The 15,565-nt window shown below is 61.9% G+C and carries 8 protein-coding genes; 1 reads left to right on the forward strand and 7 read right to left on the reverse strand.

Annotation, left to right across the window (positions count from 1 at the left end):
- Positions 1-1,566 (reverse strand): DEAD/DEAH box helicase, encoded by a 1,566-nt coding sequence (locus tag AC3VI7_RS05780; RefSeq protein ID WP_489669288.1) that lies wholly within the window; start codon positions 1,564-1,566, stop codon positions 1-3.
- 10 nt (positions 1,567-1,576) lie between these two features.
- Entirely contained in the window at positions 1,577-2,728 is a 1,152-nt protein-coding gene (locus tag AC3VI7_RS05785; protein WP_489669287.1) for an MraY family glycosyltransferase, read from the reverse strand.
- 324 nt (positions 2,729-3,052) lie between these two features.
- On the opposite strand from AC3VI7_RS05785, the gene AC3VI7_RS05790 reads away from it, so the two are divergent.
- Positions 3,053-4,486, forward strand: a complete 1,434-nt coding sequence (locus tag AC3VI7_RS05790; RefSeq protein WP_489669316.1) for a mannose-1-phosphate guanylyltransferase/mannose-6-phosphate isomerase — start codon at positions 3,053-3,055, stop codon at positions 4,484-4,486.
- A 24-nt stretch (positions 4,487-4,510) separates the two neighbouring features.
- Here the strand turns inward: AC3VI7_RS05790 and AC3VI7_RS05795 are convergent, their stop codons facing one another.
- From AC3VI7_RS05795 to AC3VI7_RS05815, 5 genes are all read right to left on the reverse strand, one after another.
- Complete coding sequence (locus AC3VI7_RS05795; protein WP_489671420.1) at positions 4,511-5,293, reverse strand: response regulator transcription factor; 783 nt, start codon at positions 5,291-5,293, stop codon at positions 4,511-4,513.
- Between the two features lie 41 nt (positions 5,294-5,334).
- Entirely contained in the window at positions 5,335-6,555 is a 1,221-nt protein-coding gene (locus AC3VI7_RS05800; protein WP_489669285.1) for a beta-barrel domain-containing protein, read from the reverse strand.
- A complete protein-coding gene (locus AC3VI7_RS05805) occupies positions 6,524-8,737 on the reverse strand; it encodes an ATP-binding cassette domain-containing protein (RefSeq protein ID WP_489669284.1) in 2,214 nt (737 codons plus the stop codon). The genes AC3VI7_RS05800 and AC3VI7_RS05805 overlap by 32 nt, the downstream gene beginning before the upstream one ends.
- Positions 8,738-8,743: 6 nt before the next feature.
- On the reverse strand, positions 8,744-10,060 hold the full coding sequence (locus tag AC3VI7_RS05810) for a TolC family protein (RefSeq protein WP_489669283.1): 1,317 nt from the start codon (positions 10,058-10,060) through the stop codon (positions 8,744-8,746).
- A 225-nt stretch (positions 10,061-10,285) separates the two neighbouring features.
- Positions 10,286-15,565, reverse strand: a 5,280-nt coding sequence (locus tag AC3VI7_RS05815) for a beta strand repeat-containing protein (RefSeq protein ID WP_489671278.1), incomplete at its 5' end; no start/stop codon positions are given.

A 15,565-nucleotide genomic window follows, 5' to 3' on the forward strand; every position in this document is an offset into this window, starting at 1 on the left:
TCAGCTGCTGCTCGTGTCGCTGTTGGGCACCGGCAACGGCAACGTCAGCAAAGCGGCAACCCGGCGGCGTGGTTTGATGTGACGTGACACCAGTGACGAGCCCCCTGCGGTGTGGGTGGCCTCGCCCTGATCCCACATCGGATTGGCGTTTTGGTCCGCCTCGTAGGGACGATCAAAAAACGGGTCGGCTGAGCGGCGCGGCGGATACGGATTCCGCGGCCGAGCCGGAGCCGGCTCGAAGGCCGCTGGCGGGGCCGCACGCGGTGGTGATGGTGGTGATGGTGGTGATGGTGGCTGTGCCAAGGCCGTAGCTTGCGAGACCTCTTGAGAGGCTTCGGGCTCGTCGCCCTCACGTCGGGGGCGACGATAGGGCGGACGGCGACCGTCATCGAGTTCGAGGGCTTCGATGTCGAGCGTCTTGTGAGCCAGCTTTTCAATCTCGGCCATTTGCCGGGCATCCGACGCGGTGACCAACGAGACGGCCAACCCCGAGGCCCCCGCCCGGCCGGTGCGACCGATGCGATGCACATAGTCTTCGGCGTGGAAGGGGATGTCGAAGTTGAAAACGGCAGGCAAGTCAGCGATATCCAAGCCCCGGGCGGCCACATCGGTGGCGATCAGGAGTTCGACCTCGCCGCCTTTGAAGGCCTCCAAGGCTTTCAAGCGTTCGTCTTGCGACTTGTCGCCATGCAGCGCAGCGGTCTTGAAACCGTCGCGCTCAAAAGAGCGAGCCAGACGAGCTGCCCCCAACTTGGAATTGACGAAAACAATCGCTTGGTTGATGTTGCGCTCGCGCAGGATGTGGCGAACAGCTTGGCGCTTGTCGTCGTCGTGGACGCGGTAGAAACGCTGCTCGACCGTGGTGGCACTGGCGTTGGCCCGCGCCACCTCGATCAAGAGGGGATTTTGCAGGTAGCTTTGGGCCAGCTTTTTGATCTCGGGCGAGAAAGTGGCCGAAAACAGCAGGGTCTGCCGTGCCTTGGGCAGGTAGCTCAGGATGCGTTGTAGATCGGGCAGGAAGCCGATGTCGAGCATCCGGTCGGCCTCGTCGAGCACGACATATTCAACTTGGCCGAGTTGGCAGTTCTTGATCTGGATATGGTCCAGTAGCCGCCCTGGGGTGGCGATCAAGACCTCGACGCCGCGCTTGAGTTCGGCGGTTTGGGGGGCCATGTCGATGCCACCGAACACGCAAGCCACCCGCAACTGGCTGTGCTTGGCGTAGTTGCGGATATTGCTCGCCACTTGATCGGCCAGCTCGCGGGTGGGGGTCAGCACCAAGGCGCGCACGGGATGCCGGGCGGGTGAGGCGCTGGCGTTCTCGTGCCGCATCATTTTTTGCAGCAAGGGCAGGGCGAACGCGGCGGTTTTACCTGTGCCGGTTTGCGCTGCCCCCATCACATCTTGACCAGCAAGCACCACGGGGATGGCTTGGGCTTGGATCGGCGTCATGTGCGCATAGCCTGCGTCACGGATGGCGAGCTGGAGTTTGGCGTCCAGCGGCAAGGTATCGAACCGCAGCGGTGCGGACGGTGCGGCCAAGTCGGCCCGGGCAGAATCGGTCATAGGGGCGGGATTATCCCGCAGAGTCATGTGCAGGGGCTACGGCGAGTGCGCAAGGGGCTGTTTTGCGCAGCAGCAGATGGGGCGTATGGAAACGTACGATGGAGCGATAAAGCGCTACATAGACCCAACAGAACGCCACGATCAAGCCGCAGAGAACGGCACTGTTGTCCCAAAAAATCAAGGCTGGGGCGATGGACAGCGCGCTCAAAGCCCAGAGATAAGGGGAGGTCATGGAGTTGCGCCGCAGCAAGCTGGCTGCGTCATGTCGGCCCACCGCCCAACGCATCAAGCGGCGGTAGATCAGGCTGTGCAGATGCGCTGCATCGGCCGCCCCCATATGGCGGCCCCGAATCACCTTGCGGCGATACATCGAAAACAGCGTCTCCACGATCGGGTAAGCACAGACCAGCAGCGGGAAAAACGGTGACACGCTGGGGTTGCGATGCACCAGCAAGACACTTAACTCGGCAATCCAAAACCCCAGCAAATAGGCCCCGCCATCGCCCATGAAGATCAGACCTCGGGGGTAATTCCAGACAAAAAACCCGAGCACAGCACCCAAGCCCAGCAAAGCACCTTGCAGCACCAAGGCATCGCCGAGTTCGTAAGCGATCCACGCCAAGGCACCCAGAATCAGGGTGACACACAAAGAGGCCAGCCCATTGAAGCCGTCGATGATGTTGACCGAGTTGGATACACCCGCCACGACGAACAGCGTGACGGCGATGGCGATGGGGGCGACCTGCCAGGCTTCGAGCTGGAGGAGCAGATCAAGGGCCGGAATCCCGGAGCGCTCAATGACGCCATCAACCAGCCACAAGGCGGTCGCCGCCGCCAAAACAGTGGCAAGCAGGCGCACCTTGGGTGTGACGCGTTTGGTCAGGTCTTCAATCAGGCCGGCTGCAAAAGCGATGCTGGCGCAGCCGGTGAGCTGCACGAGATCTCGAAAGTCAGGTGTATCAAAAGGTGATTCCCACGCCAAGCCTGCGAGCAAGCCGAGCAGGATGCTGACCCCGCCGATACGAGGAACGTCTCGGCCATGAAACTTCTGTGGCTGACCATCATCGATGTCGCCAGAGAGATGGACGTGCAAGGATGACGACCACACCACCAAGAACGTCACTAAAAACGCAGTGCCCAAGGATGCGATGAAAGGAACCATCGGATGGTGGCTGATCTAAAAGGGTCAAGAGGGGAGTGTCGATTCAATATGGGATATTTTCCCATGTATTGCTATCTTCGTTGAAGATGAGCAAACTTGGCTTGACGCTCCCTGATGTAAACGAATATTTACAAAAACGATGGAAGCGTTTCATTCTACCGACTGTGCTGCGCCGTAACCATCCCCGGTTTACGTCAGTTGTGGCAGGCAGAATGGCCCAACCCTTCTCCCTTGATCTTGCTCATGCACGCCCATTCCTTGTTTTCTCCCGGTTCTTGTGCCCCTGACGTATCGACGTTGAACGTGGCGGTTTGGCCCGTCATCATGGCCGGCGGCAGTGGTACACGGCTTTGGCCGCTGTCACGTGCCGGGTTTCCCAAGCAGTTTCTGGTGCTGACAGGCCACCAGAGTTTGTTTCAGCTCGCGACCTCGCGGTTGACACAAGGGCCTTGGCTTGCGGGCATGCGCGTGGCGGCACCGCTCATCGTGGGCAACGAAGAGCATCGCTTCTTGGTCTTGGATCAATTGCGCGATATGAAAACCGAGCCAAGTGCGGTTTTGCTTGAACCCATGGGGCGTAATACGGCGGCCGCTTTGACGCTGGCAGCGTTGCAAGCGGCGGCGTCGGGCGATGATCCGGTCTTGGTGGTGACACCCGCTGATCAAACCGTGGCCGATCCTCAAGCATTTGCTACGGCGCTGAACCAAGCAGTTCAAGCGGCGGCAGATGGCGCGATCATTATTTTGGGTGTGACCCCTGATCGGCCTGAAACCGGCTATGGCTATATCCGCTGTGCGGCTGACAGCCATAGCGATACATCAGCTTTCGGGGCGGTGCCGGTGGCGGAGTTTGTTGAAAAACCCGACTTGGCCACCGCTCAGAAGTATCTGGAAAGTGGTCACTACAGCTGGAACAGTGGCTTGTTTGTCTTGAAGGCCTCCGTCTGGCTGGCTGCCTTGACCCAGTTCCGGCCCGACATCTTGGCGGCGTGCGAAGCGGCGTGGGCACTGCGTCAAACCGATGGCCCCTTTGTGCGGCCTGATCGGGCGGCCTTTGCTTTGGTGCCGTCCGAATCGGTGGATTACGCCGTGATGGAGCGTTGCCCGGGCAGTGCCTTCGATATTCGACGGGTGGCCTTGGCCGCCGGTTGGAACGATCTCGGTGCGTGGGATGCCGTCTGGCAAGTGGCCGATAAAGATCACGCAGGCAATGCGGTGCAAGGCGATGTCCTTGTCGAAGACAGCCGCAATACCTTGGTGCATGCCACCAGCCGACTGGTGAGCGTCATTGGCTTGGACGATGTGGTGGTGATTGAAACCGCCGACGCCGTGTTGGTGGCTGACCGTGCGCGCAGCCAAGAAGTCAAAAAGATCGTGACGCGGCTGAGTGCGCAGGATCGCGGTGAGCCGAGCTTACATCGCAAGGTGTCACGACCTTGGGGCTGGTACGACAGCATTGACGCTGGGCCGCGTTTTCAGGTCAAACGTATCTTGGTCAAACCCGGGGCGTCCCTGAGCTTGCAGATGCATCACCACCGGGCCGAGCATTGGGTGGTGGTCTCGGGAACGGCCGAGGTGACGTGTGGCGAGCGCAAGATCTTGCTGACCGAAAACCAGAGCACCTACATCCCGCTGGGTGAGGTGCATCGCCTGAGTAATCCGGGGCGCGTGCCCTTGGAAATCATCGAGGTCCAGTCCGGCTCTTATCTGGGTGAAGATGACATCACGCGCTTTGAAGACACCTACGGCCGGCAGTGAACTAGGCGGCGTCGTCTGAGGGGTTTATTCGAGGCGCGCCTGTGCGGTAAACACCAAGCCCTCGCCGAAGACCGCACGCACGGGCAGGGCCATGCCGAAGAGTCGCTGCACTTTTTTCCGCAAGCGCGACAAGGCGGATTCGACGCGATGAAACCGGATCGAGACGGGCTGATCGGCTTCTTCCCCCGTGGGCGTGCCCCCCAAGACAGTCAGGATCTCGACCTTGCTGAGGGTGTGTTGTGGGCTGGCCATCAACACCGCCAGTAGATCAAATTCGACCGACGTCAGGGAGGTTTGATGCAGGCCTTCTGGACTGGCGAGGGTGCAACTGGCGAAGTGCAAGCTCCAGTGGTGCCCGCTTGCTGACCGGGATGAAAGTGGCCGACTTGGATGGTGTTGTGGCGGACTGCCGAGAAAGGTAGACGGTGTGTCTGCCAAGCGGGGCGGCAGTGCCGCAGGCGTGAGCGGCAAGCGCCGCATCAGCGCCCGCACCGCTGCGAGCAGCTCCATGCGATCGATGGTTTTGATGAACGCCATGTCGGCCCCAGCATCCAAAGCCGCAATGCGATCTTGCAAAGCTGGCCGGGTGGTCAAGGCGATGCAGCCGATGGTGGTTTTGGATTTGAGACTGCTGAGCAAGTTGAGCTCGGGCATCAAGGGCTGCTCCAGCGCGATCAAGAGCAAATCGGTGGTCTCAATGGCCCCTTCTTCGTTGGAGGGCTCCAAGCTGGTGAGCTGCCTGACGGTAAAGCCAGACGCTTGAAAGTAGCGCGCCAAGCTAGCGCGCTGATCTTCATGACGGTCCACCAACGTGAGTGTGGCCAGTCCGGAGCGCGTACTCGTCGATTTCACCGCTCCCCCAAGGACTCGGTCAGTGTTTTGCGCAGGGGCTTGAGCAAGTAGTCCATCATGCTGCGATCCCCTGTGCGGATATCGACTTGCGCCGTCATCCCGGGCAGCACTTCCAGCACATTGCCGGTTTGGGTGCGCACGGGGGCAGCCGAGGTGGCGATGTGAACACGGTAGTAGGTTTGTTCGCCCGTGCGGGTGTCTTCCTTGAGGGTGTCGGCGCTGACGTAGGTCACCTTGCCGGCCACGGCCCCGTAGACGGTGTAGTCAAAGGGGTCGAAGCGGATGTTGGCCGGCAGGCCCGGCTTGATCTGCGCAATCTCAGACGGCCGAACCTTGGCCTCAATCACCATCTGGTCATCGACCGGCACGATCTGCAACAGCTCATCGCCTGCACGCAACACACCGCCTTGGGTGGTGATGCGCACGTTCTTGACAATGCCACCCACGGGGGCTTTGATGACGCTGTCCATCACTTGCTGAGCGCGTTGGGTGCGTACTTGCTCAGCTTGGCCCAGATCGTCTTCCACCTTAGCCAGCTCGGTGCGGGCATCTTGGAAGTATTTGTTGCGCCGATTGACCAATTGGGCATCGGCTTCGTTCAAGGCGCGCTGGGCGCGGATCACTTCCGAGCGACTGACATCGCCGCTGGCTGCGAGCTGGCTGATCAAGCCAGCGTCTTCAGTGGCCAAGGCCACGGCGACTTTGAGGGTGCGCAGCTCTTCTTGCAGACCGCTGCGTTTTTGCCGAAAGAGCGCACGCTGCGCCGAAATCACTTCCGGGAAGTTGCTCAGCAACTCAGGAGGAAAGACCGGTTCTGCTGCATCCAGCGCTTCGGCGCGCAGTCGCATGGCTTGAGCGCGCAAGGCCGCGAGCTTGGCGTCGATTTCGGCCACCGCAGCCGCCGAGCGGCCTTGCTCCAGTTGCGCCAAAACCTGACCCCGTTCCACGCGGTCACCTTCCTTGACTTTGAGCTCCGCCAAGGCCCCACCATCCACGGCTTGAATCACTTGGACCCGACTGCTGGCAATCACTGAGCCGGTGGCGCGGGTGACTTGATCGACGCGGGCGACCGAGGCCCAGATCAGCGCCACGATCATCAAGAGAATCATCAGCCACAAGACGATGGAGGCTTTGTTGCCGCCGCCACCTTTCGGTGTGGGACGCGGGCGGTGTTGGGTCGGATCATCAAGCGTGCTGACGGAGTATGTGGTGACCATGCGAGACTTCCTTCGGGACCTGAACAACGGCGGGTGCCGTTTGTGCTGTGGCCGCAGCGGTGGCGGCCGGGTTGACCATCTTCGGTGGGGCCAGCACCGCCTGCGGGGTGCCATCGGCGGCGATCATGCCGCGCTGCATCACGATGACGCGGGTGGCAAGGGCCAGCATCTGCGGGCGATGCGAGGCGATGATGAGGATGTCGGTGGGCCGCAGAACGGTGCGCAGCGCTTGGATCAAACGGGCCTCGGCTTCGGCATCCAGCGCAGACGAGGGCTCATCGAGCAACCAGATCTGCGGGCGCGCCATCATCAACCGGGCGATACCGACCATCTGACGCTGCCCCCCTGACAAGCCTTGGCCGCCTTCAGCGATTTCGAGATCCAGATTTTTCGGGTTGTCGGCCGCGATGCGGTCCAGGCCCAGCATCTTGACCACGTCGATAAAGCGCTCGTCGCTTTCACCGCCGCGCAGCTCGATATTGCTGCGTAGCGTGCCCTTGAACAGATGCACGTCTTGGGGCAAGTAGCCCAGTTGCTTGCTCAGCAAGCCCGGATCAATCTGGCCGATCTCGACCCCGCCGATGCGCACCTGGCCTTCGCTGGCGCGGTACAAGCCCGCAGCGACTTTCAGCAAGGTGGATTTGCCGCCGCCGTTGGCGCCGAGGATGACGATGCGATCCCCCGCTTTGACCTTGAGAGTGGGCACATTCAGCCGCAGCACCGGCACGCCTTGGTAGGCAAAACGCACGCCTTCGAGTTCGACGCTGGGCTCTAGCGTGGCCGGGGCCAGCAAGGTCTGACCGGCTGGGCGGTCCGTTTCAAGGCTGAGGATCTTGTCCACCATTTGCAGGGCTTCCTTGACGTACTGCCACTGCGTGAGCTTTTGGACGGCCGCCGTGATCGGCGAGATCACTCGGCTGCCCAGCATCGAGCAAGCGACCAAGCCGCCCATGGTCAGCGAGCCTTCTTCGATCAGGTAAACGCCCGCCACGATCAGCGCCACATAGGCCAAGTTGGCAATCGTGCCGGCCAAGTTCAGCACTGCGCTGGTCACGACCTTGTTCTTCATGCCGGTTTCGGCGATGTTGCGCGTCAGATCCGACCACAGCCGCGAAAAACGCCAGCCGGCGTTGAGCGATTGAATCGTCTCGACCCCTTGCAGGGTATCGACCAGCATGCCTTGGCGTTCGTGGCTGCGGCGCATTTCAGTGCGTGACAACTCAGCGAGCTGGCGTTGTGCGATCAGGCCCAGCAGCAGCAGCAGGGCTGAAGCGATGATGTAAACGCTGGCCAGCCAGCCCGCAATCATGCCGATCATCACCAAGAACAACAGCCCGAAAGGCAAGTCCACGATCGTGAAAATGACCGCTGAGGCAAAGAACTGCCGCACCGTGTCCAAGCTGTTGACCTGAGCGGCCAAGGTGCCCAAGCTCTGCGGGCGTTTGTCGGCGCGCAGGCGCAGCAAGTGGTCATAGATGCGCTGCGAGACCGCTTTATCGACATCGCAGGAAAGCCGGTCGATGATGCGCGAGCGAATTTCTTTGAATGCCCAGTCGATCACCGACACCAGCAGCAAGCCGGTTGTCAGGGCCCACAAGGTGGTGTAGGCAAAGGTCGGCACCACGCGGTCATAGACCTGCATGCTGAACAGCGAGGTAAAGATCGCAAAGACGTTGACCGCGATGGTGGCGGCGGTCACCTCGACCACCCAGCGCCGGTTGCGCATCATCTCGACCCAGACCATGCGCGCTGAGGGGCTTTGGCGCAAGTCGTGCTCGTCCTTGGCTTGCGGTGGGGCGGCTTTTTGTAGATGCAGCACCCGGGCGTGATCGGGAATCGGTGTGCCGGCGTCAAGCGGTGTGCCGGCGGTGTCAAACAGCACCAACTCGTCATCGATGCGGTCCGCCACCAGCCAACGGCTGCCTTCCCAGAGCAGCGAAGGCACCGCGCGGCGGTCCCACTCTAGGCCGGAGGTCTGGGTCACGCTCAAGGGTTGGCGGGCACACAAAGCCAGCACTTTTTGTACCACCACGCCGGGGGACTGGCCGTCGAGGATGCCCTCTTTGCTCAAGCGCTCAAAGGCCGATTGCACCGACTCGATCACCACCGGCAGTTTCTGCCGTTGCAACAACGCCAGTACCGCCTCGGGGGTGAGTTGGGGATAGATCTCTGCGGAATTCATAGCCAATTACTCCAGTCCGGCCAACGCATCAAGGGTGCCACACATCACAGCGATGCGAAGCTGAGCGTCATTGGCCGTCATCCGTGCCCGATCTCGGTTCAGACGCGCATCAAGCAACTCACGTTGCGCGTTGAGCACATCGACCCAATTCTTGCGGCCGGCGTCGTACAGACGCAGGGACGATTCAAGCGACATTTCTTGGGTTTGGACCACGATTTCGTGGTCACCCAGTTGCTGCGTGGCCAGCTCGCGGTCGTTGAGCAGCACTTGCAAGCGCCGGTCCACTTCAAAGTTGGCTGCCGCTACATCTTCTTGGGCGGCGACCAGTCGGGCGGCATCGGCCTTGACGCGCTGATAGCCGACAAAGCCGCCACCATCCACATTGGCCTCGGCGTAGACGCCTGCGCGGGTGCGGGGTTGGTTGTAGACCGTGGGGGTCGGTCCGACGTCCGAATCGACCCGCAGCGAGATCATCGGCCAGCGTTCAGCTTGGTGCAGCTCGGTTTCGTGCGTGACGGTGACGACATCTTGGCGTTTGCGCCGGACGGCGGGCGAGGCATCGCGGGCTTGGCTTAGCAGCTCTTGAGGGGCCTCCCAGTTCATGTAGAGCGTGGGCAAGGGCGCATCGGCACCGGCGTGACCTGTCGTGAGAATCGACAGCTCCAATTCTTGGCGACGCACTTGTCCGGCAAAGTCTTTGGCTTGGGTGCGCACGCTGGCCAGCCGGGCTTGGGCAAGGCGGATATCCGCATCCGACGCCACCCCACCTTCACGGCGGCGGCGAATCAAGTCGAGCAGCTTCTCATGGGCGCTCACGCCTTCTTGGGCCGTGAGCAGCAGGGTTTTGTTGCCGATCACCGCCACGTAGGCCATGGTGGTTTGTTCCATCAGCTGGCGACGGGACTCAAGCACGGCCCACTGCGATGAACTCAGCTTCGACTCAGCGATGTCTACTCCAGCATCAATCTTGCCGCCGGCCCAAATGGGCTGTTGCACCCGGATCAGGCCCCAGGTGACGTTTTTATCGGCACCTTGGTTGGTTTGGCCTGAAATCGTCGGCAGGTAATGCGCGCGCGCTTCATCGACACCTGCTGCTGTGGCTTCGCGTTCGGCGATGGTTTTGCGCACGCTGGGGTGGTTTTGCAGCGCGGCTTGCAACGCACCGCTTAAGCCACCGGCCCTAACAGGGCTTGGGGCCGATGCGGAGGCCGATGCAGAGGCCGGTTGTGGTGGTGCAGGGATGGGTGCCTGCTGCGCTTGAGCCGTGGCAGCCAGCCCCAAGGTCAAAGCCAGAAGAGGGGGCAACCAACGGGGACGGTCCATGAGAAATCGGGTCGAATTCATGCCAGCACAGAAATGGAGCTTCGTGGGATCGGTCGTCGGGGGACGGTCGGCTCTTTTTGAAGTGAGCGCGATTGTCAGACCAATCTTCCAAGGCCCCCGTGCAGATTTGATGCTGGAATGTAAAAAAAAGGCCTGCAAAAGCAGGCCCAAGGGATTGTTGAGGATTTGTTATCGGTTGGTAACACGCAACGCGCTGAGCCTTGCTCAGGGCAAGGTGGTGTGAACTTGCCAGAGGGTGCTTGGGGTGGCAGCACTGAACCAATCGACATAGTTGCACCCGGTACTCACCGCATTGCCCACCATGTCAGTGACAAGTACCTCGGCTTTCGGCACGAATTGCAGGGTGGTGCTGTTGCCTGCAATCAGGCCAGCAAAGCTGCCGGGGGTTGTCTCAGTGAAACGAAGTTCCATGATGTCGATGATGTTCTGGCCGCTGGCATCGCGCTGCACCCCCAGCATCGTGGTGTTGTCGTAGCCCACGCCGTTGTTGAACACCGTGACGGTGTATCCCGTTAAGGGCGCGCCATTGGCATCAAGGAGCACGGGGGTGTTGCCGGCATCTAAGGTCACCGCTTCGTTGTAGGTGACGCGCATCACGGCGGTGGCCAAGGTGGTGTTGGTCTGCGACAGATACAGCCCTTGGAAGTCGGTGCTTGCAGGCGCGGCCCCACTGGTGACGGACTGCATCGGGGCGGCCATATCCAAGGTGAGAAGCGCCGGCACCGCTGGCGACACCGAACCTGTCGCCGAGACTTCGTGGACGTAGAAGGCGAAGTTCGGGAAATTGAGATCGTTGATCAGCGGGTTACCCCGGGCTGTTTCCAGCATGGTTTGGGTGATCAAGGCGGTACCTGGGGTGGGGGCAACTGTCCAGCTCAAGCCACCATCCACGCTGTAGCCGATGGTGTCGGCGGCTACTGCGGGCGTGACGGTCAGGCTGGCATCGTTGGTGAGATGGTCGGCATTGGTGGCTGTGGTGCTCCCTGTGCCACTGACGCCAGACCACGTCACCAAGCCGGGCGCACTGTCGTGCGTGAAGGCCACGGTGGGCAGCACGTTGTTGGCCACCAGCGAATCGCTTGCAAGGGTGAAGCTCAGCAGCGTATCGGGGGAGACATTGCCGGCCAAGTCGATCACGTGAACACGAACATCGTTCAGCCCGAGCACCGGCGCGTAGTGGTTGACATCTGTCCATGGACCGTTGTTGACGCTGATGGCGGTCTGATAGCTGATTTCGGTGGTGGTTGGAATGATGTCGATGGCCCCGAAGCTGGTGGTATTGGTGGCCGGTTGGGTGATATTGATCAAGGACACCATCGGTGCTGTGGCCGTGGTGTCGAGGTTATAGATGATGGAGCTGGTGGCCGAGACGTTGCCGGCCTTGTCGATTTGCACCAGATCGAATTGGTACATGCCATCCGCTAACAAGGGCAGCCCCGTGGCAGGGTCGATGGCGGGCAGGACGGCGGTCGGGCCGCTCGTGAGCAATGTGAATGGCCCTGTTTGGCCTCCCGGGCTGGGTGCTGAGCCCGGGACAGTGGAAGCTGTCACGGGTGTCACAAAATACGTGATCGCCGCCACGTTCGGATCCAGCCCTGTCAAGGTCAAGCGGCCATCATTCGTCGAACCCAAAGGCGTGGTTTGGGCCACGGTGGTGGCTCCATCGTTCCAGTACGTCCCGGTATCGGCCGTGAGTGCCACCGTGGGCTTCAGGCATGTTTTGTCCACGATAAAGCTGAAGGGCGTAACGGTGGTGCCATTGACGTTGGTTTGGTAGACCGAGACGGTGTAGTTGCCCTCGGCCGTCGGGGCGGTGTAGGTGACGAGCGGGGGCAGCGCACCGTTGATGCTGTAGCCGACCGTGATACCCGGGGCGGGGTCCAACGTGAAAGCCAAGCGGGCATCGGTGGTGACCAGATCCGTCAAGGTGCCGGCGATGTTGACCGAACCGGTGTCGTTGACCAAGGCGATGGTGGCGGGCAGGGGGCCTGCCGCACCGATTTGCAGCGCTTGCGGGGTCGAGGGCAGCGAGATGTTGCCGGCGGCATCGCTCACGCTGATCTTGATCTGGTAGCTGCCGTTGACCAGTCCAACCAAGGAGAAATTGACGCTGCCGGTGCTTAAGTCGCCCGCGACCAGCGTTTGTTGGGAACTTGATACGGGCGCATTTTGTAGATCCAGCACGCTCAAGATCAGGGTGTCCCCCACGGCTGCCAAGGCCGGCAGGCTCACAGTCAATGCCGTGGGGGTGGCTCCGCCGATGGGCGTGAAAACCGTGTTGACCGGCTGGGCTGGGGCTTGCGTGTCATAGGTGAAGCTCAGGCTGCCCATGCTGGCGTTACCCGCTGCGTCGGTCTGGCGCACTTGCACGGTGTGAGCACCGTTGGCCGCTGGGGCGCTGTAGGTCGGGGTCCACACGCCACCATCTAGGCTGTACCCCACCACGGCCCCGGGTTCCAGTCCCGAGACCGTGATGGCTGCGTTGTTGGTGATCAGATCCGTGTTGGTGCCGCCCAAGGCGCTATCGACGCTTAGAGCGACCACTGCCGGAGTGGGCGCGATGTTGTCGAAGGCCAGCGATGCCGGGGCCGATGCTGCTGAGGCGTTGGCGGCGGCGTCGGTCAGTGTGCCGCTGGCGCTGTAGGTGCTGCCGCTGGTGAGCAAGGCGGTGTTGAGGGCCAAGCTCACGGCACCCAAACCGATGTCGGTGCTGGTGAGCGTGACCGTCAAGGTTTGGATGGTGTTGGGCGGCACCGCGCCATCGGACACCACCACGCTCAGGCCATCGCCTGCCACGGCGTTGACGGGCAAGCTGACGTTGGCATGCACCGCCAGCGTCAGTGGGTCATAGGCCAAGGCGACACTGGGTGCGCTGGGGGCGACGGTATCGATGCTCAGCAAGCCAGAAGTTGCTGTGGCGGACGTATTACCCGCCGTGTCGGTGTAGCTGACGCGGGCCGAGTAGGTTGCATCAGGTTGCGCAGCAAAGGTGTAGGCCGAACCCGCCACCAAAGGTGTCAGGCCCGCGAGGGGCAGACCGTTGCTCAGCAACTCGACCGTGATGCTGGTGGCATCCAGAGGCACAGCGCTCAGCGTGACGGTGACGTCGCTGCTGTTGGCGCCCAACTTGATGGCGCTTAGGTTGAGGTCGGCGGTCACGGGTGCCGTGGGTGCGACGGTATCTAGCGTGATCGGCCCCAGCACCAGCGGCGTGGCCGCGTTGTTGTTGCCCGCCTTGTCAGCCTGCACCAGCGTCACGGTGTAGGTGCCATCACCGCCGGCCAGCGCACCCAGATCCAGACTCGGTTGCGCCAGATTCACCAAGCCGGTGATCGGGGCGATGGCGACACCTTGGGCGTCGGTGCCGCTGATCGTGTAGCTGACTTGATCGACGTTGGCATCCAAGCCGCCCAAGGCCATCGTGCCCACCCAGGTGATGCCATCCACCGTGCTGGAGCCCGTGTCCGTGAAGGTGCCGTTCAAGGCGCTCAGGCTGGTGTCGCGGGTGGTGGTGAGGGTCTGCACGGGGCTGACGTTGCCGGCGGTATCGGTCTGGCTCACTTGGATCGTGTAGCTGCCGTCAGCCGGAGTAGCACCCAACAAAAGGGCTTCACTCAGAACGGGCTGGCCGGTACCTGCGTCCACGCCCAAGGTGGTGGGGTCGATGCTGATCCACGTGCCCCCGGCCACGCTGCCCGCGTTGATGCGGTACTGAAGCGAGGCAGCCGCTTCAAGGCTTGCCAAACGCACGTCGATGGCGGTCGAAACCCCATCGGTCGCTGTTGGATTGGGCACGCCGGTGTTGCCCGCATTGGCGCTGTCCAGCACCAACACCAGCCCGGGTATCACGGGGGCGACGTTATCGAAGAGGAGCGACGACGTGGCTGTGACCGCCGATGATGCCGATGCATTACCTGCGGCATCCGTCAGGCTGGCGCTGACAGAGTAAGTGGTGCCGTTAACCAGTGTGGCGCTGACGGGCAGGGTGAGGGAACCCGCTGCGATGTCGGCCAAGGACAGGGTGATCGGCGTGCTTTGCACCGAACCCACCCCATCAGCGATGTTCACGTTGAGAACATCGCCCGCCACAGCATCCATCGGCAGACTGAGATGGGCGCTGACAGCTTGGGTTGCGGGGTTGTATGCCAGTGCTGCACCCGGTGCTGTCGGGGCCACGCTGTCAAAGACGAACGAGACGCTGGTGTCGGCTGAGGCCCTGCCTAGTCCATCAAGGGAATGCACGAGCACGGTTTGCGCGCCTTGTGTCAAGGCACCGATGTTGATCAGGCCGTTGACCGCTGTGGCGGGAACCCATGTCCCTACTGCGCCTGTGGGGCTGAGCGAGTATTCGAAGGCGGTGCCACCCGGTGGGCTTGACGTGACCGCCAAGCTGTTGCTGTTGGTGATCGCCAAGGCCGGTGCGGTTTGGAGCGAGCCGGTATCCGTCACGCTGACCGTCGGTGCCGGGTCGGCGGCGATGAAGGTGAAGCTGGTTGCTGGTGTCGCCGGATCAAAGAAAGAGCTGTTGCCTGCCGCATCGGTCTGGCGAATCCACACTTGATTCAGCGTCCCAGCCACGCTCGATTGGGCGGTGAAGGTGGGTGCCCAGACCAGATTGCCGAGGGCATCCTTGGTGCCGTATTCAACCAAAGCACCGTTCTCAATCGTGCCGGTGATCTGTACGGTGCCCATTGAGGTGATGCCGTCACCCACAACGCCGGTGTCTGTGAACGTGAGGCCGAGCGCGTTGGGAGCGAGGGTGTCGAGGGTGAAAGCGAGCGAGGATGGGGTCGAGATATTGCCGGCTACGTCGGTTTGGCGCACGGCCACCGTGTGGGCGGTGTTGGTTGTTGGCGCGGCGTAGCTGCTGGCCCATGCACCGCCATCGACGCTGTACTGGACCAAGGCACCGACTTCGGGCGTGATGGGACCGAGGGCTGCGTTGTTGGTCAGTGTGGTGGCCCCATTGGCCAAAGCGACGGTGGGCGCGACAGGGGCGAGCGTGTCGAGCGTGAAGGCCAGCGATGCGGTGGGCGAGACGTTGCCCGCAGCGTCAGTCTGGCGCACATCGACGGTATGGACGGCGTTGGTGGTGGGCGCGGTGTAGCTCGAAGCCCAGAGCGCGCCATCGACGCTGTACTGAACCAAGGCCCCGGCTTCGACCGCGCTGAGGCTAATTGCAGCCGTATGGGTGATCGTGTCAGTGGGGTTACCGCTATCGAGCAACAAGGTCACACCCGCAGCGGCAGGCGCAATCGTGTCCGGCGTGATCGGGGTGGCTGCCGTGGTGAAGGCGGATGCATTACCCGCAGCGTCGGTGTAGCTGACACGGGCCGAGTAGGTCGCATCGGGCAAAGCCGCAAAGGTGTAGGCCGAACCAGCTACCAAAGGGGTGGCCGCGATAGGTACACCGTTGACGTCGAGGAGCTGCACGCTGATGGCAGAAGCATCGGCCGGAATGGTGCTCAGGGTGACGGTCAAGTC

It is taken from the genome of Leptothrix toolikensis (SeqCode) (genome assembly GCF_057922285.1).